This window comes from Nocardioides renjunii, from assembly GCF_034661175.1.
GTDB lineage: Bacteria > Actinomycetota > Actinomycetes > Propionibacteriales > Nocardioidaceae > Nocardioides > Nocardioides renjunii.
The window spans coordinates 2,841,585-2,864,141 of sequence record NZ_CP141058.1; the positions used below are offsets into that span (position 1 = coordinate 2,841,585).

Here is a 22,557-nt window from a genome sequence, read left to right on the forward strand (position 1 = left end):
CTAGCCGCCCGAGCCCGGCTCGAGGCGTGCTCCGGCCGCGATGTCGAGGTCGACGCGCGAGTCGCGCCCGACGAGGACGAGGTCCTCGTCGCGGGCCCGCCTCCGCGACGACTCCGAGCCGACCGTCGTCCTCCGCACGACCTCGCAGCGCTCGTCCAGGATGGCGGTGCGCACGACCGCGCCGGCGCGGATGACGCAGTCCTCCATCACGACGCTGTCGTGGACCTCGGCGCCCTTCTCCACCACGACGCCCGGCCCGAGGACGCTGCCGACCACGAGGCCGCCGACGTCCGCACCCGGCGACACCACGGAGTCGCGGCACTCGCCGGACGCCCGTACGCGCGCGGCGGGCCGGTCGGGCCAGTGCGAGATCACCGGCCGGCCGGGGTGGTCGAAGACGTCGACCCGGCCGGCGAGGAGGTCGCGGTGGGACTGGAGGTAGAGCGACGGCTGGCCGACGTCGCGCCAGTAGCCGGTGAGCGGCACGGCCCTGGCCCGGCCGGTCTCCACGAGTCGCGGCAGCAGGTGCTCGCCGAAGTCGCCGATGCCGCTGTCGCCGTCCTCGTCGCCGGAGAGCTCGCGCCGCAGGTCCTGCAGCACGCCAAGGAGCACCTCGGTGTCGTAGAGGAAGATCTCGGTCGCGACCGTGCCGCCCGACGGGCGCGCCGGCTTGTGCTCGACACCGGTGATGGTGCCGTCCGCGTCCGCCAGCACCACGACGTTGTCGGAGGCGTCCCGCTTGGCCACCTCGCTCGTCAGCACGGTCGCGACGCGGCCGGAGGCGACGTGCTCCTCGATCACGGGCGCCAGGTCCATGTTGAACACGTGGTCGGCGCTGCACACCGCCAGCGTGCGCGCACCGAAGGACTCGATGTCGGCCGACATCCGCAGCAGCAGGTCTCCGTTGCCGTGGGCGAACCCGCTCTCGGTCGCCGGGCCGGTCCCGGTCTGCGGCACGATGCGGCGGAAGCCGCCGCGGTTGCGGTCCAGGCTCCACGGCCGCCCGCCGGAGAGGTAGTCGTCGATGGAGGTGACCTGGTACTCCAGCGAGACCCACACGTCGGAGAGGTCCGCGTGGACCAGGCCCGACAGCGCGAAGTCGATCAGCCGGTGCACCCCGCCGAAGGGCAGCGCCGGCTTGGCGCGCTCTCGCGTCAGCACGTCCATCCGGGACCCCTGGCCGCCCGCCTGGACCAGGGCGAGCACTTCTCCGCGTCGTGACATACCCCCAGCCTGCCAGCACAGGGGCTTCGGCCGGGTCCCCTCTTAGGATGGCGCCATGAGCATCGTCGACCTGCCGCTCCTCCCCCTCGGCAAGGGCCGCGACCTCGACGCGGAGCGTGGCGTGGAGTGCCCCGGTGACCTGCCGGCGGCCTCCGACCCGGACCTGGTCGCCCGGGCACGCGCGGCCAAGGAGGCGCTGGGCGAGCGGGTGTTCGTGCTCGGCCACCACTACCAGCGCGACGAGGTCATCCAGTTCGCCGACGTCACCGGCGACTCCTTCAAGCTGGCCCGGGACGCCGCCGCGCGACCGGACGCGGAGTTCATCGTCTTCTGCGGCGTGCACTTCATGGCCGAGTCGGCCGACATCCTCACCTCCCCCGCCCAGCAGGTGGTCCTGCCGGACCTCGCGGCCGGGTGCTCGATGGCCGACATGGCCCGGCTCCGCCAGGTCGAGGACGCGTGGGACGCCATGGCCGATGCCGGCATCCAGGACAGCGTCGTGCCGGTGACCTACATGAACTCCAGCGCCGACATCAAGGCGTTCTGCGGCCGCAACGGCGGCGTGGTGTGCACCTCCTCCAACGCAGATGTGGCGCTGGAGTGGGCGTTCGACCAGAAGGCCGGCCTCGCCGACGGGGCCAAGGTCCTGTTCCTGCCCGACCAGCACCTCGGTCGCAACACCGCCGTGCTGCAGATGGGCATCGCGCTCGACGAGTGCGTCGTGTGGGACCCCCAGCAGCCGGGCGGGGGCCTGAGCGCCGAGGAGCTGCAGCGGGCCCGGATGATCCTGTGGAAGGGCCACTGCTCGGTCCACGGCCGCTTCTCCGAGGACGTCGTCGACGAGCTGCGCGCCCAGCACCCCGGGATCAGGGTGCTGGTGCACCCGGAGTGCAAGCACGAGGTGGTGCTCAAGGCCGACCTCGTGGGGTCGACCGAGTTCATCATCAAGACGATCGAGGCCGCCGAGCCCGGCACCGTGTGGGCCATCGGGACGGAGCTCAACCTCGTCAAGCGGCTCGCGGACGCCCACCCGGACAAGACGATCGTCTTCCTCGACCGCAACGTCTGCTACTGCTCCACGATGAACCGCATCGACCTGCCGCACCTCGTGTGGGCCCTCGAGAACCTCGTCGCGGGCACGGTCGTCAACCGGATCGCCGTCGACCCCGAGACCGAGGCCGACGCCCTCGTGGCGCTGCAGCGCATGCTCGACCTGCCGGGCAAGTCCCACCGCGACTGACCCACCGGACCAGGGGACGCACCGATGACGGCACTGCGCAGGATCAGCGACTCCGAGCGTCGGAGCCGGATCGCCGTACGCCACGCGCTGGCGCCCGCGCACCGGCTCGACAGCGTCCTCGCGGTCACCCGGGCGATGACGGTGCTCCACGCCACGGAGGCGGCGACCGTCCACCTCGCCGTCGCAGCCCGCTCCGAGGGCCTCGCCCCGCAGGACGTCGACGCCGCGCTCCACGACGAGCGCTCGGTCGTCAAGCAGCTGGCGATGCGACGGACGCTGTTCGTGTTCCCGCGCGAGCTGCTCCCCGCCGCCTGGGGCAGCGCGTCGGCGCGCGTCGCCACCGCCGAGGGCCGGCGCATCGCCAAGGCCATCGCCGCGGCCGGCATCGCCGAGGACGGCGAGGCGTGGCTCGCGGCGGCCCGCGACGCCACCCTCGCCCGGTTGGCCGCCGGCCCCGCCACCACCGCCGAGCTGCGCGCACAGGTGCCCGAGCTCGCCGGGATGGTCGGTGGCGACTCGGGCAAGCCCTACGACCGGGCCGTGCCGGTGGCGCCGTGGGTGCTCACCCACCTCGGCCTGGAGGGCGCCGCGCTGCGCGGCCGCAACGCCGGGCACTGGCGGCTCAACAAGCCGACGTGGACCCGCGCGGAGGACTGGCTCGACACGGTCCCGGCACCGCTGGACGAGGCCGCCGGCTACGCCGAGCTCGTACGCCGCTGGCTGGGCACCTTCGGGCCGGGCACGGCGGCCGACCTGCAGTGGTGGCTCGGCTCGACGAAGACGGCCGTGACCCGGGCGCTCGCCGACCTCGAGGCGGTCGAGGTCGCCCTCGACGACGGCTCCAGCGGCTGGGTGCTGCCCGACGACACCGACGTGGGGCCGGTCGAGCCATGGGCCGCGCTGCTGCCGACGCTCGACCCGACCGTCATGGGCTGGCGGTCCCGGGCCTTCTACCTCGACCCCGCCCACGTGCCCTACCTCTTCGACACCAACGGCAACGCCGGCACCACCGCGTGGTGGGACGGCCGCGTCGTCGGCTGCTGGGTGCAGGACGACGCGGGCGTGGTGCGCCTCTCCCTGCTCGACGACGTCGAGCCGGCCGGGCGGGACGCCCTCGAGCGGGAGGCCGAGCGGCTCACCGCATGGCTCGACGGGACCGTGATCGGCAACGTCTACGCCTCGCGGCAGATGAAGCAGGCGAGGCTGCCCTAGCCCCGGTGGTCCGCGGCGGGCTCGTCGTCGCCGGCGTCGGGCAGCTCGAACCAGAACACGGAGCCGCCGCCCTCGCGCCCGTCGACGCCCATCGTCCCGCCGTGCGCCTCGACGATGCGCCGACAGGTGGCCAGGCCGATGCCCGAGCCCTCCACGCTCTTGTCGAGCCGCGCGAGCGGCGCGAAGACCCGCTCCCGCTTGTCGGGCGGGATGCCGCGGCTGCGGTCGCGCACCTCGATGCGGTGGTGCCCGTCGAGCGGGCGCGAGTCCACCTCGATCTCCGGGGCCTCCCCGTCGTCGACGAACTTCGCTGCGTTGTCGACGAGGTTCATCAGCACCGAGCGCAGCTGGGCGGCGTCGCCCCGCACGCGCGGCAGCGGACCGACCTGCACCCGCTCGCGGGCGACCCGCCCGGCGAGGTCGTCGAGCGCGGAGGACAGCTCGGCACCGAGGTCGACGACCGCGTCGCCGGGGGCGTCCCCCTGCGAGGCGAACTCGAGCAGGTTGTTGATCAGGCCCGTCATCCGGTCGACGCCGCGGCGCGCCCGCGCGACCGTGTCGGCCTGGTCGGGCTCGGTGACGTCGAGCTCGAGCGTCTCGAGCGAGAGCGAGACGGAGGTGAGCGGATTCTTGAGGTCGTGGCTGACCTGTCCCGCGAAGTGCGCGAGGCGCTCGTTGGAGGTGCTGAGGCGCGCGTTGGCCTCGCTCAGCCGCCGCGAGGCGAGCTCGAGCTCCAGCACGTCGACGACGCGGTCGGCGAGCTGTGCGAGCCCCTTGGCGGCCTCCGGGGTGACCTCGTGCGTCTCGTCGTCGTAGACGCAGAGCGTGCCGATGACGACGCCTGCCGGGGTCGTCAGCGGGTGGGAGCCGTAGAACCGCACGTCCGCCCGCTCACCCGTGGTCCAGGGGCTGTGGGACCAGCGCTCGTCCCTGCTGGCGTCCTCGACCATGACAGGGCGGCCGGACTCGACGACACGCCGGCACATCGACTCCTCGATCGGCATCCGCTCCGGGGGGAACCCCCGGGTGGCGATCGCGTGCTGGGACTCGGCGTCGAGCAGGTTGACGGCGGCGAAGGGCACGCCGGCGACCTGTGCCGCCAGGTCGACCAGGGCGCTGAGCTCGCGACGCGGTGGAGCGTCGACCACGCCGTACGCCGCGATCGCCTGCTCGCGGCGTCGTGCTCCGTGGTCGTCGCTCACAGTCCCGGGGCCTTCCAGATCGCCAGCCACCGCTGCAGGTCGGGCTCCATCGGCAGCTCCTCTCCCAACAGGTCGCGCACGGACAGCTCGAGCAGCGTGTCACGGGACTGCTCGCCGGCGGGGGCGAACGGGTAGAACGTGCCCTGCTTGTAGAGGTAGGTCAGCCCGAAGGCCTGTCCCGAGGCGTTGCGGAACGGCACCATCGAGCACAGCAGGCCGCCCTCGAAGCCGTTGAGCTCCAAGGAGGTGTTGACGGCGTGCAGGTCGGTGCACAGCCCGGACATGTCGGAGGCGTCACCGGAGACGACGAGCCAGGTGAACCCGAAGTCGTCCTGGGTGACCGAGACCTCGGGCGCCTCGGCGTCGTCACGGATCAGCGCGACCACGTCCTGCTGCGTCTGCGCGAAGGCCGCGCCGGCGGCGGAGCGGTAGCAGACCGAGCCGGAGCCGGTCGGCTCGAAGCCGAGGGCGGTCTGCAGCGTGATCGCCGCGCTCGGCACGAGGAACAGTGCGTCGAGGTTGTTGCGCTTGGGCTGCGTACGACCCCGCAGCGCCTCCCAGAGTCCCATCGGGTGCCCCTCAGCCCGTCGGCCGGCTGAGCTCGGCCTGGATGCGGGCCAGCTGCTCGAGCCGCTGCTGCAGGGGCGGGTGGGTGGCCATCAGGCCGCCGAGGCCACCGCCGCGGAGGGCGGGGACGATGCACAGTGCGCTGGCCGCGCTGGCCGAGCGCAGGTCGCGCTGCGGGGTGGCGGCCACCTCGCCGCTGATCTTCTGCAGCGCGGAGGCCAGCGCCGCCGGCTTGAGCGTCAGGTAGGCCCCGGCCCGGTCGGCGCTGAGCTCGCGGTAGCGCGAGAGCAGGCGCAGGAGGACGAAGCTCACGGCGTAGACGACCAGGCTCACCAGCAGGGCGACGAGGACCGCCGGCAGCGCGTTGTTGTTGTTGCTGCGCGAGCGGCCCATCCCGCCGAACTGCGCGAAGCGCATCAGCAGCCCGGCGGCGATGCCGGCCGACGACGCGACCGTCATGACCAGCACGTCGCGGTGCGCCACGTGGCTCAGCTCGTGGGCCAGCACGGCCTCGAGCTCCTCCGCGTCGAGCGTCTGCAGGATGCCGGTCGTCACGCACACCACCGCGCGGTCGGGCGAGCGCCCGGTCGCGAAGGCGTTGGCGAGCGCCATGTCGGAGATGCCGACCCGCGGCTTGGGCATGTCGGCGAGCGCGCAGAGACGGTCGATCATCCCGTGCAGCTCCGGGGCCTCCTCGGGCGCCACCTCACGGGCCCGCATCGCCCGCATCGCCACCTTGTCCGAGCTCCACCACTGGTAGAACGCCATGCCGATGGCGATGATCGCGACGACGGGCGCGTAGCCGGGACCCACGGCGTAGATCAGCCCCACGACGAGCCCGACGAACAGCGCGCCGAGCAGGAACATGGTGAGGGTCATCCGGGCGGTGAGCCCGCTGTCCTTGATGAAGCGAGAGGTGGCCATGCGGTGGGCGTCAGCCCGGGATCAGGCCGTCGTCGCCCAGCAGCTGGCGCACCTCGTCGATCGTGGCGTCCGGGGGCGGCAGGATCAGGTCGGACTCGTCGAGGGAGTCGAGCTCGTGGTGCGTGCCGCTGGCGCGCACGCCCGACAGGAGTCCGTGCAGCGCGGTGCGGAACATGTCCTCGTCGCCGGCGTCGATCGCCTGCTCGATCTGGTTGTCGAGGCCGTTGAGGGCGTCGAGGGCGTGGTCGTCGAGGTCGTACTGACCCTCGCCGAGGATGCGGACGATCATGCCCGGCCGCCCTCGGTGGAGTCGCCCTCGGCGCGCACGGCCTCGGGCTCGGCGGCGAGGATGTCGCCGTCGGGGGCCTCGATGGCCTGCGGGGCGGAGCCGGCCTTCAGCCGCGCCAGCTCGGCCTCGACGTCGGAGTCGGAGCTGAGCGCGTCGAGCTCGCGGGAGATGTCGTCGCCGGCGTTGAGCTGGGAGGCGTCGTCGAGCGCGCCCGAGGCGATCAGCTCGTCGATGGCCGCACCACGGGCCTGCATCTGGGCGGTCTTGTCCTCGGCGCGCTGGATGGCGAGACCGACGTCGCCCATCTCCTCGCCGATGCCCGACATCGCCTCGCCGATGCGCGTCTGCGCCTCCGCCGCGGTGTAGGTGGCCTTGATGGTCTCCTTGCGGGTGCGGAAGGCCTCGACCTTGGCCTGCAGCCGCTGCTGGGCCAGGACGAGCTTCTCCTCCTCGCCCTGGAGGGCGGCGCGCTGCTCCTTGAGGCTGGTGATCTGCGAGGCGAGGCCGGACTTGCGGGTCAGTGCCTCGCGGGCGAGGTCCTCGCGGCCGGCGCCGATGGCCTTCTCGGCCTGGCCCTGCAGCTTGGCGGCCTGCTGCTCGAGCTGGTTGACCTGCAGCTCGACGCGCTTGCGGCTGGTCGCCACGTCGGCGACCCCGCGACGGACCTTCGAGAGGAGCTCGAGCTGGCGCTGGTAGCTGTAGTCGAGGGTCTCGCGGGGGTCCTCCGCCTTGTCCAGCGCCTTGTTGGCCTTGGAGCGGAAGATCAGGCTGATGCGCTTCATGAGACTCATCGGGGTGGAAACCCTCTCTTGGTCAAGCGTGGGTGGTGGCTCGGTCGACGTTCTCACCCTAGGACCAAACCCAAGTCGGAGGTAGGGCATCCCGCGGGCGCGCCTCGTGGGGCCCGCGGGGATAGGGTGCCCCCAGCATCCGAACCACCTGAAGGCAGCACGCGTGTTCCGTCGCACCAGCCCCGAGCCGGAGACCCCGCCGATCGACGACAAGATCGGTGGCAAGGGTCGCCCCACGCCCTCTCGCAAGGAGGCCGAGGCGGCCGCGCGCGCCCGCGCCAAGGTCCCCCGCACCCGCAAGGAGCAGGTGGCCGCGCAGCGCTCCGCGCGCGGTGACACCTCGCGCCGGATGCGCGAGGCCATGAAGACCGGCGACGACCGCTACCTCCCCAGCCGCGACCGCGGACCGGTCCGCCGCTTCATCCGCGACTTCGTCGACTCCCGCTTCTCGTTCATCGAGCTAATGGTCCCGCTGCTGGTGGTGTCGATGGTCCTGGGCTACTCCGGCAACCGGTCGATGCAGAACCTGAGCAACACCATCCTGTTCACCACGCTGCTGGTGATCGTGTTCGACGTCGTGATGCTCCGCTTACGCCTGCGCCGCGAGCTGGCCCGGCGCTTCCCCGACGAGTCGCCGAAGGGTGCGGTGCTCTACGCCGCCATGCGCTCGCTGCAGATGAAGTTCCTGCGCCTGCCCAAGGCCCAGGTCCGGATCGGCGAGAAGCTGCCCGAGTCCTACCGATGAGCCACTCGCACGGCCCCGGCGGGGGGCCGAGCGCCGACGTGTCGGTGCGGGTGGCCTGGGCCGACGACGCCGCGGCGATCGCCGAGGTCCAGCTCCGGGCGTGGCCCGTCCTCTACGCCGGCCTGCTGCCGGCCGAGGTGCTGCCCACCGACGTGGCGGCGGTCGCCGCCCAGTGGCGCGAGGTCCTCGCCCGGCCCGCCGACGCCCGCAACCGGGTGCTGGTCGCCCTCGAGCGCAACCGCGTGGTCGGCTTCGCGCTGACGTCCGCGGCCGCCGACCCCGACTGCGACCCCGTGGCGGACGGCGAGCTCTCCGAGCTCACGCTCGACCCGACCGAGCGCGGCAAGGGCCATGGCTCGCGGCTGCTGCAGGCCGCGGTGGACACCCTCTCCGCGGACCGCTTCACCCGCGCGGTGTCGTGGGTCAACGCCGCCGACGACGCGCTGCGCACCTTCCTCACCGACGCCGGCTGGGCCCCCGACACCGCCCACCGCGAGCTCGACCTCGACGGCACCGGGAGCACCACGGTCAAGCAGGTCCGCCTGCACACCGCGATCGGCTGAGCGGACCACCGGCCGTCCGCCGCGGCAAAATCCACCCCCGGAGGACCTTGCTTTTCGCCCGCGGCGAGTCACCATGGAGGTCCGGCTACTCCGCCGGCCTGTTCGGGGGTCCGTCATGCTAGGTCCGCTTCCCGCTCTGCACCGGTTCGTCCTCGTCCTCGCCGCCCTCGTGGTGTGCATCGGCCTCGGCCTGTGGTTCGGCGCCGTCCCCGAGACCCACGTGAACCTCCGGGTCGGGCTCCTGGCCGGCGCCGGCGCGGGCGTCGCGGCAGCGTTCGTGCTCGTCCACGACTTCCATCGCCGCGAGTCGCGCCGACTGCGCGCCCGTCGTCGGCCTCACTGACGGAGCCGGCGAAAATGCGACGGGGCTGATGCGCAGGGTGCCTTAGCCTTCGGGCGTGTCCGAGAGCACCCTCGACCCCGGCGACCGATCCGCCATCATCCGTGACGGCCTGGCCGTCGGCGTCGCCACGGGCGCGTACGGCGTCGGGTTCGGCGCCGTGTCGGTCGCCTCCGGGCTCAGCGTCGCCCAGACCTGCGTCCTGTCGCTGCTGATGTTCACCGGAGCCAGCCAGTTCGCCCTCATCGGCGTCGTCGCCGCCGGCGGAGCGCCGATGTCCGGTGCCGCCACGGCCCTGCTGCTCGGCACCCGCAACACGCTCTACGGCCTCCGGATGGCCCCTCTGCTGAAGTGGCGCGGCTGGCGCCGGTTCGCCGCCGCCCACGTCCTCATCGACGAGTCCACGGCGATGTCGGTCAACCGCGACACGACCGAGGCCGCCCGCCTGGGGTTCCTGACCACCGGCGCCTCGGTGTTCGTCCTGTGGAACGTCGCGACCGCGATCGGCGCGTTCGCAGGTGAGGCCGTCGGGGATCCGCGGACCTTCGGCCTGGACGCCGCAGTGGGCGCCGCGTTCCTCGCACTTCTGTGGCCTCGGCTCCACGACCTGCGCAACGTACTCGTGGCCCTCCTGGCCGCCGCCGTCGCCCTGGCGATGGTGCCCCTCACCGCGCCCGGCGTACCCGTGCTCGCGGCCGGCGGCGTGGCCCTCCTCGTCGGGGTGCTGGGCCGGCACCCGGAGCGGGACCCGGCTCCGGGCACCGACGAGACGGCGGAAGGGCAGCGCTGATGTGGACCGCGGTGCTCCTCGCCTGCGCGGGCTGCTACCTCCTCAAGCTCGCCGGCATGTCGCTGCCCGAACGCGTGCTAAGCCACCCGACGGTCGAGCGGGTGGCCGACCTCATCCCGGTCGCGCTCCTCGCGGCGCTGGTCGCCGTCCAGACCTTCTCGTCGGGCGACGCCCTCGCCGTCGACGCCCGGGCGCTGGGGCTCGCGTTCGCCGTCGTGGCCCTGCTGCTGCGGATGCCGTTCCCGGTCGTCGTGGTGGGTGCGGCGGTCGTGGCCGCCGTGGCCCGCCTGCTCTGAGCGACCCGACCGGGTCACCCGAGGTCGAGCAGCTCCTCCAGGCCCACGGTCAGGCCTGGCCGGTCACCGATCGAGCGGACGCCGACGAGGACCCCCGGCGTGAACGACACCCGGTCGAGGGAGTCGTGGCGGATGGTCAGGGTCTCCCCCGCGGTGCCGAGGAGGACCTCCTGGTGCGCCACGAGGCCGCGGACCCGCAGGCCGTGGACGCGTACGCCGTCGACGTCGGCGCCGCGGGCGCCCTCGAGGCCCGTGGACGTGGCGTCGGGCATCGGCGGGCTGCCCGCCTCACGACGCGCGGCGGCGATCATCTCCGCCGTGCGCCGGGCGGTGCCGGACGGCGCGTCGGCCTTGTCGGGGTGGTGCAGCTCCACCACCTCGACGGACTCGAAGAACGGCGCCGCCTGTGCGGCGAAGCGCATCATCAGGATCGCGCCGATGGAGAAGTTGGGGGCGATCAGCACGCCGACGCCGGGCGCGTCGGCGAGCCACTCCTCGAGCCGGTCGAGCCGGGCACGATCGAAGCCCGTGGTCCCGACGACCGCGTGGATGCCGTGCTCGATGCAGAACCGCAGGTTGTCCATGACGACGTCGGGGTGGGTGAAGTCGACGACCACCGCAGCGCCCGAGCGGGCGAGCTCCTCGATGTCGTCGCCCGCGTCGACCCGCGCGACGAGCTCGGTGTCCGGGGCCGCCTCGACGGCGCGGCAGACCTCGGCGCCGACCTTGCCCCGCGCTCCGAGCACGCCGACGCGGACGGTGGTCTCTCCTGGTGCGCTCACGGGTCCAACCTATCGGCCGACGCGCCCGGTGCCCCCACGTGCCGGGTGGCGGTGGCTGACGGGCGAACACGGGTCTGGCAGGCTGTGCGCCATGCCCGTTTCGACCATCCCGCCGCGCATCAAGTGGGCCGTCGACCTCATGGACGTCCAGCCGGGCGACCAGGTCCTCGAGATCGGCTGCGGCCCCGGAGCCGGCGCCGAGGCGATCTGCAGCAAGCTGGAGACCGGCAAGCTGTTCGCGATCGACCGGTCGGAGTCGGGCGTGGACCGCACCAAGCGCCGCAACCAGAAGTACGTCGACGCCGGCCGGCTCGTCGTACGCCAGATCGACCTCGCCACGCTGCGGGTGCCGGTCAAGCGGCTCAACAAGGTCTTCGCGTTCAACGTGAACCTGTTCTGGGTCCGCGACTGCGACGACGAGGTCGCCCTGCTCCACGAGCGGGTCGTCCCCGGTGGCGCGGTCTACCTGTTCTACGACGCCGTTCGCCCCGAGCTGGTGCCCAACATCGTCAAGAAGGCCTCGGAGAACCTCGTCCGCGGCGGCTTCCGGGTCAGCGTGGTGGAGCAGAAGGCTCCCCCGGTGATCGGGCTCATCGGCCGCCGCTGACGCTGCCGGTGCCGACCGTCACGTCGTCGGCCCCACGACGGCCAGCAGCTCGGGCTGCGTGAAGAGCTCGCGTGCCAGGGCGTTGACGTCGTCGAGGGTGACGGCCTCGATGCGAGCGACGACCTCGTCGATGGTGAGCAGCTCGTCGTGGACCAGCTCGGCCTTGCCGATGCGCGACATCCGGGAGCCGGAGTCCTCCAGGCCGAGCACGAGCCCGCCCTTGAGCTGGCCCTTGCCGCGCTCGACCTCCTCCGCGGTGAGACCCTCGGAGGCGACCTTGGCGAGCTCGCCGCGCACAGTCTCCAGCACGGCGTCGTACTTGCCGGGCAGGCAGCCGACCGAGACGCCGACCACGCCGGCGTCGGCGTGGTGGGAGGCGAAGGAGTAGACGGAGTAGGCCAGGCCGCGGTGCTCGCGCACCTCCTGGAACATCCGCGACGAGGTGCCGCCGCCAAGAGCGGTGTTGAGCACGCCGAGGGTGTAGCGGCGGGGGTCGGTGCGGGTCATGCCCTTGACGCCGAGGACGAGGTTGACCTGCTCCTGCGGCCGCACGGTCCGCGCCTCGCCGGGGTGCACCTTGCGGGCCTTCTCCGACTGCTGCGTCGGGGTGGGCTCGGCCTCCCCGTCGAGGAATCCGGCGCGCCCGAAGGCCTGCCGGACCTGGCGCACGACAGCGGCGTGGTCGACGTTGCCGGCCACCGAGACGACCATGTTGTCGGGGCGGTAGTGGCGGCGGTAGAAGCGGTGGATCTGCGCGCGGGTCATCGCGGTGATCGACGCCTCGGTGCCGGCGATGGGACGACCGAGCGGGGTGTCGCCCCAGGCCTGGTGGGCGAAGAGGTTGTGTACCACGTCGTCGGGGTCGTCGTCGTGCATGGCGATCTCGTCGAGGATCACGTCGCGCTCGGCCTCGACGTCGGCCTCGGTGATCGTGGAGGCGGTGACCATGTCGCCGAGCACGTCGACCGCCGTGGCCAGGTCCTCGTCGAGGACGCGGGCGTGGAAGACGGTGTACTCCTTGGTGGTGAAGGCGTTGAACTCGCCCCCGACCGCGTCGAGCGCCACGGAGATGTCCATCGCGGTGCGCTCGGGGGTGCCCTTGAAGAGCAGGTGCTCGAGGAAGTGCGAGCAGCCGTGCAGCACGGGCGTCTCGTCGCGCGAGCCGACGTTGACCCACACGCCGATGCTGGCCGAGCGGGTGCCGACCATCTGCTCGGTGACGATCCGCAGGCCGCTCGGCAGGACCGTGCGCCGGACGCGTGAGGTCACCGCACCGTCGGCGTCCTTGACGGTGTGGAGGGTGCGGGTGGTGCCGTTCTTCTGCACAGGGGTCCTTCCGGGGGTGATGCCTGGGGTGAAGCAACACGACCGGCCGGCCAGGCGGCCGGCCGGTCGTGGTGGTGGATCAGGTCACTCGGCGTCGGTCGCCTCGGGGCTGACGTCGGAGCCGGCGTCGGCCTCGTCCTCGGAGCCGCCCTCGGCCTCGTCGACGACGGGGACCAGCGAGAGCTTGCCGCGGTCGTCGATCTCGGCGATGGAGACCTGGACCTTCTGGCCGACGGACAGGACGTCCTCGACGGCCTCGACACGCTTGCCACCGGCGAGCGCACGCAGCTTGCTGATGTGCAGCAGGCCGTCCTTGCCCGGCATGAGCGAGACGAAGGCACCGAAGTTGGTGGTCTTCACCACGGTGCCGAGGTAGCGCTCGCCGACCTCGGGCATGGTCGGGTTGGCGATCGCGTTGACCGCGGCCTTGGCGGCCTCGGCCGCCTCGCCGTTGGTCGCACCGATGTAGACCGTGCCGTCGTCCTCGATGGACAGCGTCGCGCCCGTGTCGTCCTGGATCTGGTTGATGACCTTGCCCTTGGGCCCGATCACCTCGCCGATCTTGTCGACGGGCACCCGGATGGTGATGATGCGCGGGGCGTGGACCGACATCTCCTCCGGCGCGTCGATGGCCTCGGCCATCACGTCGAGGATCGCCAGGCGCGCGTCGCGGGCCTGGGTCAGGGCGGCGGCCAGGACCTCGGCCGGGATGCCGTCGAGCTTGGTGTCGAGCTGCAGCGCGGTCACGAACTCGCGGGTGCCGGCGACCTTGAAGTCCATGTCGCCGAAGGCGTCCTCGGCACCGAGGATGTCGGTCAGCGCGACGTACTGCGTCTCGCCGTCGACCTCGTCGGAGATGAGGCCCATCGCGATGCCGGCGACGGAGGCCTTGAGGGGCACACCGGCCTGCAGCAGCGACAGGGTCGAGGCGCAGACCGAGCCCATCGAGGTCGAGCCGTTGGAGCCCATGGCCTCGGAGAGCTGGCGGATCGCGTAGGGGAACTCCTCACGCGAGGGCAGCACCGGCAGGAGGGCGCGGCGCGCGAGGGCGCCGTGGCCGACCTCGCGACGCTTGGGCGAGCCCACGCGGCCGGTCTCGCCGGTGGAGAACGGCGGGAAGACGTACTTGTGCATGTAGCGGCGGTGCTTCTCCGGGGAGAGCGTGTCGAGCTGCTGCTCCATCTTGAGCATGTCGAGGGTGGTGACGCCCAGGATCTGGGTCTCGCCACGCTCGAACAGCGCGGAGCCGTGGACGCGCGGGATCACGTCGACCTCGGCGTGCAGCGGACGGATGTCGGCGAGGCCGCGGCCGTCGATGCGGACCTTGTCGCGCAGCACGCGCTGGCGGACCAGGCTCTTGGTCAGCGAGCGGAACGCCGCGCCGATCTCCTTCTCGCGGCCCTCGAACTGGCCGGAGAGCTGCTCGAGGAGCTCGCCCTTGATCTCGTCGACCTTGAGCTCGCGCTCCTGCTTGTCGCCGATGGTCATCGCGGCGGCCGTGTCGTCCTTCGCGGCGGACTCGACCGCGGCGTAGACGTCGTCCTCGTAGTCGAGGAAGACCGGGAAGTCCTGGACCGGCTTGGCGGCCTCGGCCGCGAGCTGGGCCTGCGCCTCGACGAGCTGCTTGATGAAGGGCTTGGCGGCGTCGAGGCCACCGGCCACGATCTCCTCGGTCGGCGCCTGGGCGCCGTTCTGCACGAGGTCGAGCGTGGCCTCGGGGGCCTCGGCCTCGACCATCATGATCGCGACGTCGCCGGACTCGGTGACCCGACCGGCGACGACCATGTCGAAGACGGCCGACTCGAGCTGCGAGTGGGTCGGGAAGGCCACCCACTGGCCCTCGATGAGGGCGACGCGCACGCCGCCGACGGGGCCGGAGAACGGCAGGCCGGAGAGCTGGGTGGAGAGCGACGCGGCGTTGATCGCGAGCACGTCGTAGGGCATGTCGGGGTCGAGCGCCATGACGGTGATGACGACCTGGACCTCGTTGCGCAGGCCCTTCTTGAACGTCGGGCGCAGCGGGCGGTCGATGAGGCGGCAGGTGAGGATCGCGTCCTCGCCCGGGCGGCCCTCGGAGCGGAAGAAGGAGCCGGGGATCTGGCCCACGGCGTACATCCGCTCCTCGACGTCGATCGTGAGCGGGAAGAAGTCGAAGTGGTCCTTGGGCGTCTTGCCCGCGGTCGTCGCCGAGAGCAGCATGGTCTCGTCGTCGAGGTAGGCCGTGACCGAGCCGGCGGCCTGGCGGGCGAGCAGGCCGGTCTCGAACTTGACCGTGCGCTTGCCGAAGGAACCGTTGTCGAGGACGGTCTCGACAGCGGAGATGATGGGTTCACTCATGGAAGCAGGATCTGCTTTCTCTTCGCGGAGCGATCCGCGTCGTCCACACTCGAACGTGTGGGGCATCGAGGGCCCCGCGGGGCCGGTCTTCGATCGAGGCCCGCAGATCTCCCGGTGACGGGTGCCGATCTGAAGGCCACTACCGAGGACCGGGCCGGACGTGCGGGTCGCTCCTGTTGGCTGTGTGTTCAGTTGTTCCGGGTCGACACTAGCGCGGCGGGTCCCGGATGTGAGAGGAGCGGCTCCCCGTGGCGGGGAACCGCTCCTGTCGCGATCAGCGGCGGAGGCCGAGGCGCTCCACAATCGAGCGGTAGCGCTCGATCTCCGTCTTCTGCAGGTAGTTGAGCAGCCGGCGGCGCTGGCCGACCAGCAGCAGCAGTCCACGACGGCTGTGGTGGTCGTGCTTGTGCGTCTTGAGGTGCTCGGTGAGGTGCGAGATGCGGTGGCTGAGCAGCGCGATCTGGACCTCGGGGGAACCGGTGTCACCCTCGGTCAGGGCGTACTCGGCGATGATCTTCTTTTTGGTCTCCGCGTCGGTACCAATCGACATGGGGGCTCCTTCGGTTCTCGTTGCGCGGCGCGCCCGGGCCTGTTCACCGGGGCACTCTGGATCCGCGGCCGTCGTGACGGCGTGTCACCCTCCCGGGCAACCGCAGCAGCATATCGAGGCCCCGGACCGCCGGCCCAATCCGCGCCGCGCGACGAGGACGTACGTCCCCCGGTCGGGATCGCTCAGACGGCCGGCGGGGGCGGGTCCGACTCGGTGGTGCGCTGGCTGCTGGCCTGGCGTCCCTGCGCGTCGGTCGTGGTGGCCGTGGTGGTGTGCCGCCGGCGGGTGTTCTGCTGCACGATCGTGAGCACGAGCCAGAGCGCGCCGGCCAGGACCAGGATCCAGCCCAGCGTGGTGACGTTGAGCGGTCCCACCTGCTCCTGGTTGAACGCGAGCGCCAGGACGAGCCCGACGACGATGAGGCCGATCGGCCCTCCGTAACCCATGACGGTCTCCCTTTCTGTGGGGATGCGGCCCGGCGGTGGCCGGGCCGCGCAGAGTCTGGCCGCCTCCCGGTCCGGTGTCACCCTCCCCTGGGGTGCCCGACGTGCGACGATCCCGGGATGGGTGAGAAGCGGATCGGCGTGTGCAACCTCTGCGAGGCCATCTGCGGGCTCGAGCTGACCGTGGAGGGCCGCGACGTCGTCGCCGTCCGCGGCCACGCCGCCGACCCGCTCTCCCGCGGCCACGTCTGCCCCAAGGGCGTCGCGATCGCCGACGTGTACGCCGACCCCGACCGGTTGCGGCGCCCGGTGCGCCGGGTCGGCGAGGGCGCCGGGGCACGGTGGGAGGAGATCGGGTGGGACGAGGCGTTCGACCTGGTCGCCGACAACCTCGCCCGGGTGGTGCGGGAGCACGGCGACGACGCCCTCGCGCTCTACCTCGGCAACCCCAACGCGCACAGCCTCGGCTCGATGACCCACGGCACCGCGATGGCGAAGTCCTTCCGGACCAGGAACCGCTACTCCGCGACCTCGGTCGACCAGCTCCCCCACCAGCTGGTGGCCCACCTCATGTTCGGCCACCAGCTGTTCCTGCCGGTCCCGGACATCGACCGCACGTCGTGGTTCCTCGTCGTCGGCGCGAACCCGATGGCCTCCAACGGGTCGCTGATGACCGTGCCCGACTTCCCCCAGCGGGTGCGTGACCTGCGCGCCCGCGGCGGCCGGATGGTCGTGCTCGACCCCCGCCGCACCGAGACCGCCAAGGTCGCCGACGAGCACCACTTCGTCCGCCCCGGCTCCGACGCGTGGGTGCTGCTCGCGATGCTGCACGTCCTCACCACCGAGGTCTCCCCCGACGACCTGCCCACCGTGCCGTCGTACGTCGACGGGCTGGGCACGGTGGTCGACCTCGTCGCCGACGTCACGCCCGAGCTGGCCGAGTCGATGAGCGGGCTCCCCGCCGGCGAGGTCCGCCGCCTCGCGCGCGAGCTGCTGGCCGCCGACGGCGGCGTCGTCTACAGCAGGATCGGCGTCTCCGCCGGCCCGTGGGGCACGGTGTGCCAGTGGGCCGTGAACTGCCTCAACATCCTCACCGGCAACCTCGACCGGGTCGGCGGGGCCATGTTCACCACGCCCGCGATCGACGCGGTCGGCACCGGGTTGATCGGGCGCGGGCACCACGACGTGTGGCGCTCACGGGTCCGCGGCCTCCCCGAGACCGCGGGCGAGCTGCCGGTCGCGGCGCTGCGCGAGGAGATCGAGACGCCGGGCGAGGGCCAGGTCCGCGCGCTGCTGACGGTGGCCGGCAACCCCGTGCTCTCCACCCCTGACGGAGCGCGGCTCGACCGCGCGCTGGACGGGCTCGACTTCATGGCCGCCGTCGACATCTACGTCAACGAGACCACCCGTCACGCCGACGTCATCCTGCCCCCGACCACGGCGCTCGAGCGCGACCACTACGACCTGGTCTTCCACCTGCTGGCGGTGCGCAACACCGCGCGCTTCACCCCGGCGGTCTTCGAGAAGGAGGCCGACCAGCGGCACGACTGGCAGATCTTCCGCGAGATCACCCTGCGCACCGCCGCCCGGCTCGGCCGCAGGGCACCGCTGAGGAAACGGCTGGTGCAGCGGGCCCGCCTCACCGCCAGCCCGACGCTGCTGGTCGCCGGCCTCCTGCGCCGCGGCACCAGCGGCGTGACGCTGAAGAAGCTCCGCGCGCGGCCCGCCGGCATCGACCTGGGACCACTGCGGGGCGGCCAGCTGCCCGGGCGGCTGCCCTCCCGCGACCGGCGGATCGACCTCGCGCCGCCCCTCGTCGTCGAGGACGTCGTCCGGCTGGCGGCGGCGGCTGCGCCCGACGAGGGGCTGCTCCTCATCGGCCGCCGCCACCAGCGCGACTGCAACTCCTGGATGCACAACTCCGAGCGGTTGACCCGTGGCCGTGCCCGCCACCAGCTGCTGATGAACCCCGCCGACCTCGCCGTCCGCGAGCTTGCGGACGGGGCCCGGGTGCGGGTGACCTCCCGCACCGGCACGGTGGAGGTCGAGGTGGCCGCCTCCGACGACCTGATGCCCGGGGTGGTCTCGCTCCCCCACGGCTACGGCCACGCCCGCGAGGGCGTCCTGATGACCCGCAGCCGTGAGGTGCCGGGCGTCTCGGCCAACGACCTGACCGATCCCGAGCTGCTCGACGTGTCGGGCAACGCGGCCCTCAACGGCGTACCGGTGGAGGTCACGGCTGCCGGCTGACCGCCAGCTCCGGGACCGGCTCCACCACCTGCTCCCCGGGCACCTCCCGGCGCCCCCAGACCCGGTCGCCGAGCAGCACCAGCACCGCCGGCAGCATCACCAGCCGGATCAGGGTCGCGTCGAGCAGGATCGCGACGGCGAGGCCGACGCCCATCATCTTCATCTCGAGCATCGACAGCGTGGCGAAGATGGCGAACACCGACACCATCACCGCGGCGGCGCTCTTCACGACGCCCGCCGTGTCGGTGACGCCCTGCTCGACCGCGAGCCGGGCGGGCAGCCCGCGTCGCACGTGCTCGCGGACCCGGCTGAGGACGAAGACGTGGTAGTCCATCGACAGGCCGACCAGGATGACGAGGACGATCATCGGGATCCAGTCGATGAGGAAGCCCGGCGAGGTGAAGTCGAGCGCTCCCTCGAACCAGCCGTGCTGGAACACGAGCGTCATCATCCCGAAGGCGACCGCCACCGAGGCGAGGTTGAGCACCGAGGACACGAGCGCCAGCCGGACGCTGCGGAACGCGATGCCCATCATGACCATCGTCAGCAGCGCCACGAAGCCGATCACGATCGGGAGGTACGTCGCCAGGTGGTGCGCCGAGTCGTACGACTCTGCCGCTCCCCCGCCGACCGCGTGCTCGACGTCGAGGCCGTCGAGCGCCGTGGGCACGAGCTCGTCGCGCAGCAGCTCGACCGCCTCGTCCACGCGCGGGTCGCTCTCCTCGTGGGGGATGGCGAGGTCCAGGACGGTCGTCCGGCCGCCGTCGGAGACCTCGATGCCGGCGTCACCCGCCGCCACGAAGTCGCCGGTCCGGGCCGCCGCCTCGTCGAGCCCGACCAGCGCCGAGCGGACCCGAGCCGCGTCGGCGGCGTCGGCCTGCACCACGACCTCGGCCGACGCACCCTCGAGCGGGAAGGCCTTCGCCATGTCGCGAGCGGTGACGACCTGCGGAATGGAGTCGGGCAGCGTCTCGAGGTTGGCGCTGTGCACCTTCATGCCCAGCATCGGCACGGCGAGCGCCACCACGACCGCGCCGCCCAGGGCGAGCGCCACGACCGGGCGTCGCAGCACCGGCGCGAGCAGCCGACGGCTGATCCCGCCCCGCCCGATCCGGCGGTTGAGCCGCCAGAGGCCGGGGACGCGCGGGCGGTCGACCCAGCGGCCGAGCGTGACCAGGAGGGCGGGCAGCACGGTGATCGAGCCGAGCACGGCGATCGCGACCACGAGGATCGCGCCGGTGGCCAGCGAGTTGAAGGTGACGCCGCCGACGACGTAGAGGCCCGACATGGCGACGACGACGGCGAGGCCGGACACCAGGATCGAGTGGCCGGAGGTCTCGGCGGCCACCTCGACGGCGTCGAGGGTCGAGCGACCACGGGCGCGCTCCTCGCGCTCGCGCTTGAGGTAGAAGAGCGAGTAGTCGACACCGACCGCCATGCCGATGAGCACGATCATGCTGGTGACGGTGGCCTCGGCCGGCACCAGCCACGAGACGGGTGCGGTGATGCCGATCGTCACGACGACACTGCTCGCCGCCAGCAGGACGGGGATGCCCGCCGCGATGAGGGCCCCGAACGCGAAGAGCATCAGCACGAGCGTCACGGGCAGGCTGATGCCCTCGGCCGAGGCCAGGTCGGCCTCGACCTGCTCGTTGATGCCCTCGTCGATGGTGAGGTCACCGGCCTGGCGGATGCGCAGGTCGGCGTACTCCTCCTGCACCGCGTCGGTCACCGCCGTCATCTCCCCGGTCTCCTCGTGGTCGGCGGCGAGCCGCACGGCGACCAGCAGGGCGGACCGGTCCTGGCTCCACACGGGCGCCATCGCCTCCTCGACGCCGGGGACCTTCGCCATCTCCCGCCCGAGCTGCGCAGCGGCCTCTTCAGCCCGCGCGGGGTCCAGGCCGGAGGCGCCGGCGGTGACGAGGACGTTCTCGGTGAGCGGGTCGGACATGCCGGCGTCGTCGATCCACTGGGCGGCGCGCCCGGACTCGTGCTCGCGGTAGTCGACGTCGTCGGCGGTGTTGGTGGGGACGGCCGCGGCGAGCACCACGGCCACGGCGACCAGGGCGAGCCAGCCGAGGATCGCGCGCCACGGGTGGGTGGCGCTCCAGCGGGCGGCCCGGATCGGGGCTCCGGCGAGAGGGTTGCGGACGGACATGACGGACTCCTGGGTCGAGGTGGAGGGACGTCCTCAGCCTCGGCCGGCGCGAGGGCCGCGTCGCTGGCGCCAGGTCCCCTGCCGGGGTGGACCTAGGTCCACTGCGCCCAGCGCCCGGCTCGGGGAGGATGGGGGCATGCGCACGCCAGCCGGTCCGTGGACCGTCACCGGGTTCGCCGCCTGCCAGCTGCTGCTCCTCGTGCCCACGGTCGTGGCCTTTGTGCTGGTGGGTGTCGGAGGACTGCTCGCCCTCGTCACGGTCGGCGTCCCGATCCTGGTGCTGGGCCTGCCGGCGCTGCGCTGGATCGCCGAGCGGCACCGCTCGATGGCGGCGCGCACCCTCGGCCACGAGGTGCCCGCCGGCTACCTGCCGACCAGCGGCCTCGGCACGCTGGCCCGGGTGCGCACGTGGGCGGTGGACCCGATGACCTGGCGCGACCTGCTGTGGGTGCTGGTCTCCCTGACGGCGGGCTTCGCCCTGGCCCTCCTCACCGTGCTGCTGCTGCTCCTCGTCGTCACCGGTGCCATCTGGTGGTACGGCGCGCCGCACGTCATGCGCCTGCGCGCCACCCTCGACCGGACCTTTCTCACGCGCGGCCACACCGAGCAGCTCGAGCAGCGCGTCGTCGACCTGACGGTGTCGCGGGCCGACACCGTCGACCACAACGCCGCCGAGCTGCGACGGATCGAGCGCGACCTCCACGACGGGGCGCAGGCGCGGCTCGTCGCGGTCGGGATGACGCTCGGCCTGGCCGACGACCTGTTCGAGCGCGACCCCGAGGCCGCGCTCCGGCTCGTCGCCGAGGCGCGTGACACGACCGGGGCGGCCCTCGCCGACCTGCGCGCCGTCGTCCGCGGCATCCACCCGCCGGTGCTCGCCGACCGCGGGCTCGCCGGCGCCGTCGAGGCGCTCGCGCTCGACATGGCGCTGCCGGTGACGGTGCTGTCCGACCTGGAGGGCCGACCACCCGAGCCGGTGGAGTCGGCGGTCTACTTCGCGGTCGCGGAGTGCCTCGCCAACGTGGGCAAGCACGCGGGGGCGAGCCGCGCGTGGGTGGACCTGCGCCACGGCTCCGGCGTGCTGCGCGCCTCCATCGGCGACGACGGCCGCGGCGGGGCCGATGCGCGACACGGCACCGGCATGCTCGGCGTCATGCGACGCCTGTCGGCGTTTGACGGCACGATGGTGGTCTCGAGCCCCGACCGGGGGCCCACGCTGATCACGTTGGAGATTCCGTGCGCCTTGTCATCGCCGAGGACAACGCTCTCCTCCGCGACGGACTGATCCGGCTGCTGGAGGCCAACGGCTGCACCGTCGTGGCGGCCGTCGACAACGCCCCACAGCTCGACGCGGCCCTCCGTGACGTCGAGGCCGACGGTGCCGTGCTCGACGTGCGGATGCCGCCGACCTGGTCCGACGAGGGACTGCGGGCCGCCATCGCCGTGCGCACCCGGCGACCCGGCTACCCCGTGATGGTGCTCTCGCAGTACGTCGAGCAGCTCTACGCCCGCGAGCTGCTCGCCAGCGGCGAGGGCGGGGTCGGCTACCTCCTCAAGGACCGCGTCGCCAACGTCGGCGAGTTCGTCGACGGCGTACGCCGGGTGGTGTCCGGCGGGACCGTCATCGACCCCGAGGTCATCGCCGCGATCATGGCCCACCGGCGCGACGAGCCGCTCGACCGGCTCACGGCCCGCGAGCGCGACGTGCTGTCGCTGATGGCGGAGGGGCGCTCCAACGCCGCCATCGCCGGCGCGCTCTTCGTCTCCGAGAAGGCCGTCGCCAAGCACACCAACAGCATCTTCACCAAGCTCGACCTGCCCCTCGCGCCCGACGACAACCGGCGGGTGCTGGCCGTGCTCGCCTGGCTGCGCTGAGGGCCGGCGGTCATGGGGAGAGGTCACCCCCGCGACCACTCCCCAT

23 protein-coding genes are annotated in these 22,557 nt (G+C 72.6%); 11 read left to right on the top strand and 12 right to left on the bottom strand.

The window, feature by feature from the left end; translation table 11 throughout:
* On the bottom strand, window positions 1-1,224 hold the full coding sequence (locus SHK17_RS13555) for a glucose-1-phosphate adenylyltransferase family protein (RefSeq protein WP_322919563.1): 1,224 nt from the start codon (window positions 1,222-1,224) through the stop codon (window positions 1-3).
* A 55-nt stretch (window positions 1,225-1,279) separates the two neighbouring features.
* On the opposite strand from SHK17_RS13555, the gene nadA reads away from it, so the two are divergent.
* Both nadA and SHK17_RS13565 read left to right on the top strand, forming a co-directional pair.
* Window positions 1,280-2,464, top strand: coding sequence for a quinolinate synthase NadA (gene nadA, locus SHK17_RS13560; RefSeq protein ID WP_322919564.1), 1,185 nt, complete (start codon window positions 1,280-1,282; stop codon window positions 2,462-2,464).
* Window positions 2,465-2,488: 24 nt separating this feature from the next.
* Window positions 2,489-3,676, top strand: a complete 1,188-nt coding sequence (locus tag SHK17_RS13565; protein WP_322919565.1) for a winged helix DNA-binding domain-containing protein — start codon at window positions 2,489-2,491, stop codon at window positions 3,674-3,676.
* Here the strand turns inward: SHK17_RS13565 and SHK17_RS13570 are convergent.
* Genes SHK17_RS13570 through SHK17_RS13590 form a run of 5 tightly spaced genes read right to left on the bottom strand, consistent with a single transcriptional unit; the run spans window position 3,673 to window position 7,449 of the window.
* Entirely contained in the window at window positions 3,673-4,878 is a 1,206-nt protein-coding gene (locus tag SHK17_RS13570; RefSeq protein ID WP_322919566.1) for a sensor histidine kinase, read from the bottom strand. The genes SHK17_RS13565 and SHK17_RS13570 overlap by 4 nt on opposite strands.
* On the bottom strand, window positions 4,875-5,447 hold the full coding sequence (gene pspAB, locus SHK17_RS13575; protein ID WP_322919567.1) for a PspA-associated protein PspAB: 573 nt from the start codon (window positions 5,445-5,447) through the stop codon (window positions 4,875-4,877). Before pspAB ends, SHK17_RS13570 begins: the two co-directional genes overlap by 4 nt.
* A gap of 10 nt (window positions 5,448-5,457) precedes the next feature.
* The gene (htpX, locus tag SHK17_RS13580) at window positions 5,458-6,369 is read right to left on the bottom strand and encodes a zinc metalloprotease HtpX (RefSeq protein WP_172273921.1); all 912 of its coding nucleotides are present in this window, start codon (window positions 6,367-6,369) and stop codon (window positions 5,458-5,460) included.
* Window positions 6,370-6,379: 10 nt separating this feature from the next.
* A complete protein-coding gene (pspAA, locus tag SHK17_RS13585; protein WP_172273918.1) occupies window positions 6,380-6,658 on the bottom strand; it encodes a PspA-associated protein PspAA in 279 nt (92 codons plus the stop codon).
* Window positions 6,655-7,449, bottom strand: coding sequence for a PspA/IM30 family protein (locus SHK17_RS13590; RefSeq protein WP_172273915.1), 795 nt, complete (start codon window positions 7,447-7,449; stop codon window positions 6,655-6,657). The genes pspAA and SHK17_RS13590 overlap by 4 nt, the downstream gene beginning before the upstream one ends.
* A 163-nt stretch (window positions 7,450-7,612) precedes the next feature.
* Between SHK17_RS13590 and SHK17_RS13595 the strand changes: the two genes are divergently transcribed.
* The 5 genes from SHK17_RS13595 (at window position 7,613) to SHK17_RS13615 (ending at window position 10,183) form a co-directional block, all read left to right on the top strand.
* Window positions 7,613-8,194, top strand: coding sequence for a DUF3043 domain-containing protein (locus tag SHK17_RS13595; protein WP_322919568.1), 582 nt, complete (start codon window positions 7,613-7,615; stop codon window positions 8,192-8,194).
* Entirely contained in the window at window positions 8,191-8,757 is a 567-nt protein-coding gene (locus SHK17_RS13600) for a GNAT family N-acetyltransferase (protein WP_172273909.1), read from the top strand. The genes SHK17_RS13595 and SHK17_RS13600 overlap by 4 nt, the downstream gene beginning before the upstream one ends.
* Window positions 8,758-8,872: 115 nt before the next feature.
* Window positions 8,873-9,100, top strand: coding sequence for a hypothetical protein (locus SHK17_RS13605; RefSeq protein WP_172273906.1), 228 nt, complete (start codon window positions 8,873-8,875; stop codon window positions 9,098-9,100).
* 55 nt (window positions 9,101-9,155) lie between these two features.
* Window positions 9,156-9,887, top strand: coding sequence for an AzlC family ABC transporter permease (locus SHK17_RS13610; protein ID WP_322425511.1), 732 nt, complete (start codon window positions 9,156-9,158; stop codon window positions 9,885-9,887).
* Window positions 9,887-10,183 carry an AzlD domain-containing protein gene (locus SHK17_RS13615; RefSeq protein WP_322919569.1) on the top strand — a complete coding sequence of 99 codons (297 nt, stop codon included), beginning with the start codon at window positions 9,887-9,889 and terminating at the stop codon, window positions 10,181-10,183. The genes SHK17_RS13610 and SHK17_RS13615 overlap by 1 nt, the downstream gene beginning before the upstream one ends.
* 14 nt (window positions 10,184-10,197) lie before the next feature.
* Here SHK17_RS13615 and dapB read toward each other — a convergent pair whose 3' ends face one another.
* Window positions 10,198-10,965, bottom strand: coding sequence for a 4-hydroxy-tetrahydrodipicolinate reductase (gene dapB, locus SHK17_RS13620; RefSeq protein ID WP_322919571.1), 768 nt, complete (start codon window positions 10,963-10,965; stop codon window positions 10,198-10,200).
* 91 nt (window positions 10,966-11,056) lie between these two features.
* Between dapB and SHK17_RS13625 the strand changes: the two genes are divergently transcribed.
* Window positions 11,057-11,572, top strand: a complete 516-nt coding sequence (locus SHK17_RS13625) for a class I SAM-dependent methyltransferase (protein WP_172273894.1) — start codon at window positions 11,057-11,059, stop codon at window positions 11,570-11,572.
* 18 nt (window positions 11,573-11,590) lie between these two features.
* Here SHK17_RS13625 and SHK17_RS13630 read toward each other — a convergent pair whose 3' ends face one another.
* From SHK17_RS13630 to SHK17_RS13645, 4 genes are all read right to left on the bottom strand, one after another.
* Entirely contained in the window at window positions 11,591-12,898 is a 1,308-nt protein-coding gene (locus tag SHK17_RS13630) for a M16 family metallopeptidase (RefSeq protein ID WP_322919572.1), read from the bottom strand.
* 84 nt (window positions 12,899-12,982) lie between these two features.
* A complete protein-coding gene (locus SHK17_RS13635) occupies window positions 12,983-15,235 on the bottom strand; it encodes a polyribonucleotide nucleotidyltransferase (protein WP_322919574.1) in 2,253 nt (750 codons plus the stop codon).
* Window positions 15,236-15,509: 274 nt separating this feature from the next.
* A complete protein-coding gene (rpsO, locus tag SHK17_RS13640) occupies window positions 15,510-15,785 on the bottom strand; it encodes a 30S ribosomal protein S15 (protein ID WP_056906479.1) in 276 nt (91 codons plus the stop codon).
* Window positions 15,786-15,967: 182 nt separating this feature from the next.
* Window positions 15,968-16,231: a DUF6458 family protein gene (locus tag SHK17_RS13645; protein WP_172273888.1), complete on the bottom strand. Its 264-nt coding sequence runs from the start codon at window positions 16,229-16,231 to the stop codon at window positions 15,968-15,970.
* A 117-nt stretch (window positions 16,232-16,348) separates the two neighbouring features.
* On the opposite strand from SHK17_RS13645, the gene SHK17_RS13650 reads away from it, so the two are divergent.
* Window positions 16,349-18,478: a molybdopterin-dependent oxidoreductase gene (locus tag SHK17_RS13650; protein ID WP_322919575.1), complete on the top strand. Its 2,130-nt coding sequence runs from the start codon at window positions 16,349-16,351 to the stop codon at window positions 18,476-18,478.
* Here the strand turns inward: SHK17_RS13650 and SHK17_RS13655 are convergent.
* On the bottom strand, window positions 18,462-20,636 hold the full coding sequence (locus SHK17_RS13655; protein ID WP_322919576.1) for an MMPL family transporter: 2,175 nt from the start codon (window positions 20,634-20,636) through the stop codon (window positions 18,462-18,464). The genes SHK17_RS13650 and SHK17_RS13655 overlap by 17 nt on opposite strands.
* Before the next feature lie 136 nt (window positions 20,637-20,772).
* Between SHK17_RS13655 and SHK17_RS13660 the strand changes: the two genes are divergently transcribed.
* Window positions 20,773-21,921, top strand: coding sequence for a sensor histidine kinase (locus SHK17_RS13660; RefSeq protein ID WP_322919577.1), 1,149 nt, complete (start codon window positions 20,773-20,775; stop codon window positions 21,919-21,921).
* Complete coding sequence (locus SHK17_RS13665; RefSeq protein ID WP_172273876.1) at window positions 21,873-22,511, top strand: LuxR C-terminal-related transcriptional regulator; 639 nt, start codon at window positions 21,873-21,875, stop codon at window positions 22,509-22,511. The genes SHK17_RS13660 and SHK17_RS13665 overlap by 49 nt, the downstream gene beginning before the upstream one ends.
* Window positions 22,512-22,557 lie beyond the last annotated feature (46 nt).

Coding starts and splice junctions, on each gene's coding strand:
- SHK17_RS13555 (WP_322919563.1), bottom strand. CDS start 1,224: ATGTCACGACGCGGAGAAGTGCTCGCCCTGGTCCAGGCGGGCGGCCAG.
- nadA (WP_322919564.1), top strand. CDS start 1,280: ATGAGCATCGTCGACCTGCCGCTCCTCCCCCTCGGCAAGGGCCGCGAC.
- SHK17_RS13565 (WP_322919565.1), top strand. CDS start 2,489: ATGACGGCACTGCGCAGGATCAGCGACTCCGAGCGTCGGAGCCGGATC.
- pspAB (WP_322919567.1), bottom strand. CDS start 5,447: ATGGGACTCTGGGAGGCGCTGCGGGGTCGTACGCAGCCCAAGCGCAAC.
- htpX (WP_172273921.1), bottom strand. CDS start 6,369: ATGGCCACCTCTCGCTTCATCAAGGACAGCGGGCTCACCGCCCGGATG.
- pspAA (WP_172273918.1), bottom strand. CDS start 6,658: ATGATCGTCCGCATCCTCGGCGAGGGTCAGTACGACCTCGACGACCAC.
- SHK17_RS13590 (WP_172273915.1), bottom strand. CDS start 7,449: ATGAGTCTCATGAAGCGCATCAGCCTGATCTTCCGCTCCAAGGCCAAC.
- SHK17_RS13600 (WP_172273909.1), top strand. CDS start 8,191: ATGAGCCACTCGCACGGCCCCGGCGGGGGGCCGAGCGCCGACGTGTCG.
- SHK17_RS13605 (WP_172273906.1), top strand. CDS start 8,873: ATGCTAGGTCCGCTTCCCGCTCTGCACCGGTTCGTCCTCGTCCTCGCC.
- SHK17_RS13615 (WP_322919569.1), top strand. CDS start 9,887: ATGTGGACCGCGGTGCTCCTCGCCTGCGCGGGCTGCTACCTCCTCAAG.
- SHK17_RS13625 (WP_172273894.1), top strand. CDS start 11,057: ATGCCCGTTTCGACCATCCCGCCGCGCATCAAGTGGGCCGTCGACCTC.
- SHK17_RS13635 (WP_322919574.1), bottom strand. CDS start 15,235: ATGAGTGAACCCATCATCTCCGCTGTCGAGACCGTCCTCGACAACGGT.
- rpsO (WP_056906479.1), bottom strand. CDS start 15,785: ATGTCGATTGGTACCGACGCGGAGACCAAAAAGAAGATCATCGCCGAG.
- SHK17_RS13645 (WP_172273888.1), bottom strand. CDS start 16,231: ATGGGTTACGGAGGGCCGATCGGCCTCATCGTCGTCGGGCTCGTCCTG.
- SHK17_RS13650 (WP_322919575.1), top strand. CDS start 16,349: ATGGGTGAGAAGCGGATCGGCGTGTGCAACCTCTGCGAGGCCATCTGC.
- SHK17_RS13655 (WP_322919576.1), bottom strand. CDS start 20,636: ATGTCCGTCCGCAACCCTCTCGCCGGAGCCCCGATCCGGGCCGCCCGC.
- SHK17_RS13660 (WP_322919577.1), top strand. CDS start 20,773: ATGCGCACGCCAGCCGGTCCGTGGACCGTCACCGGGTTCGCCGCCTGC.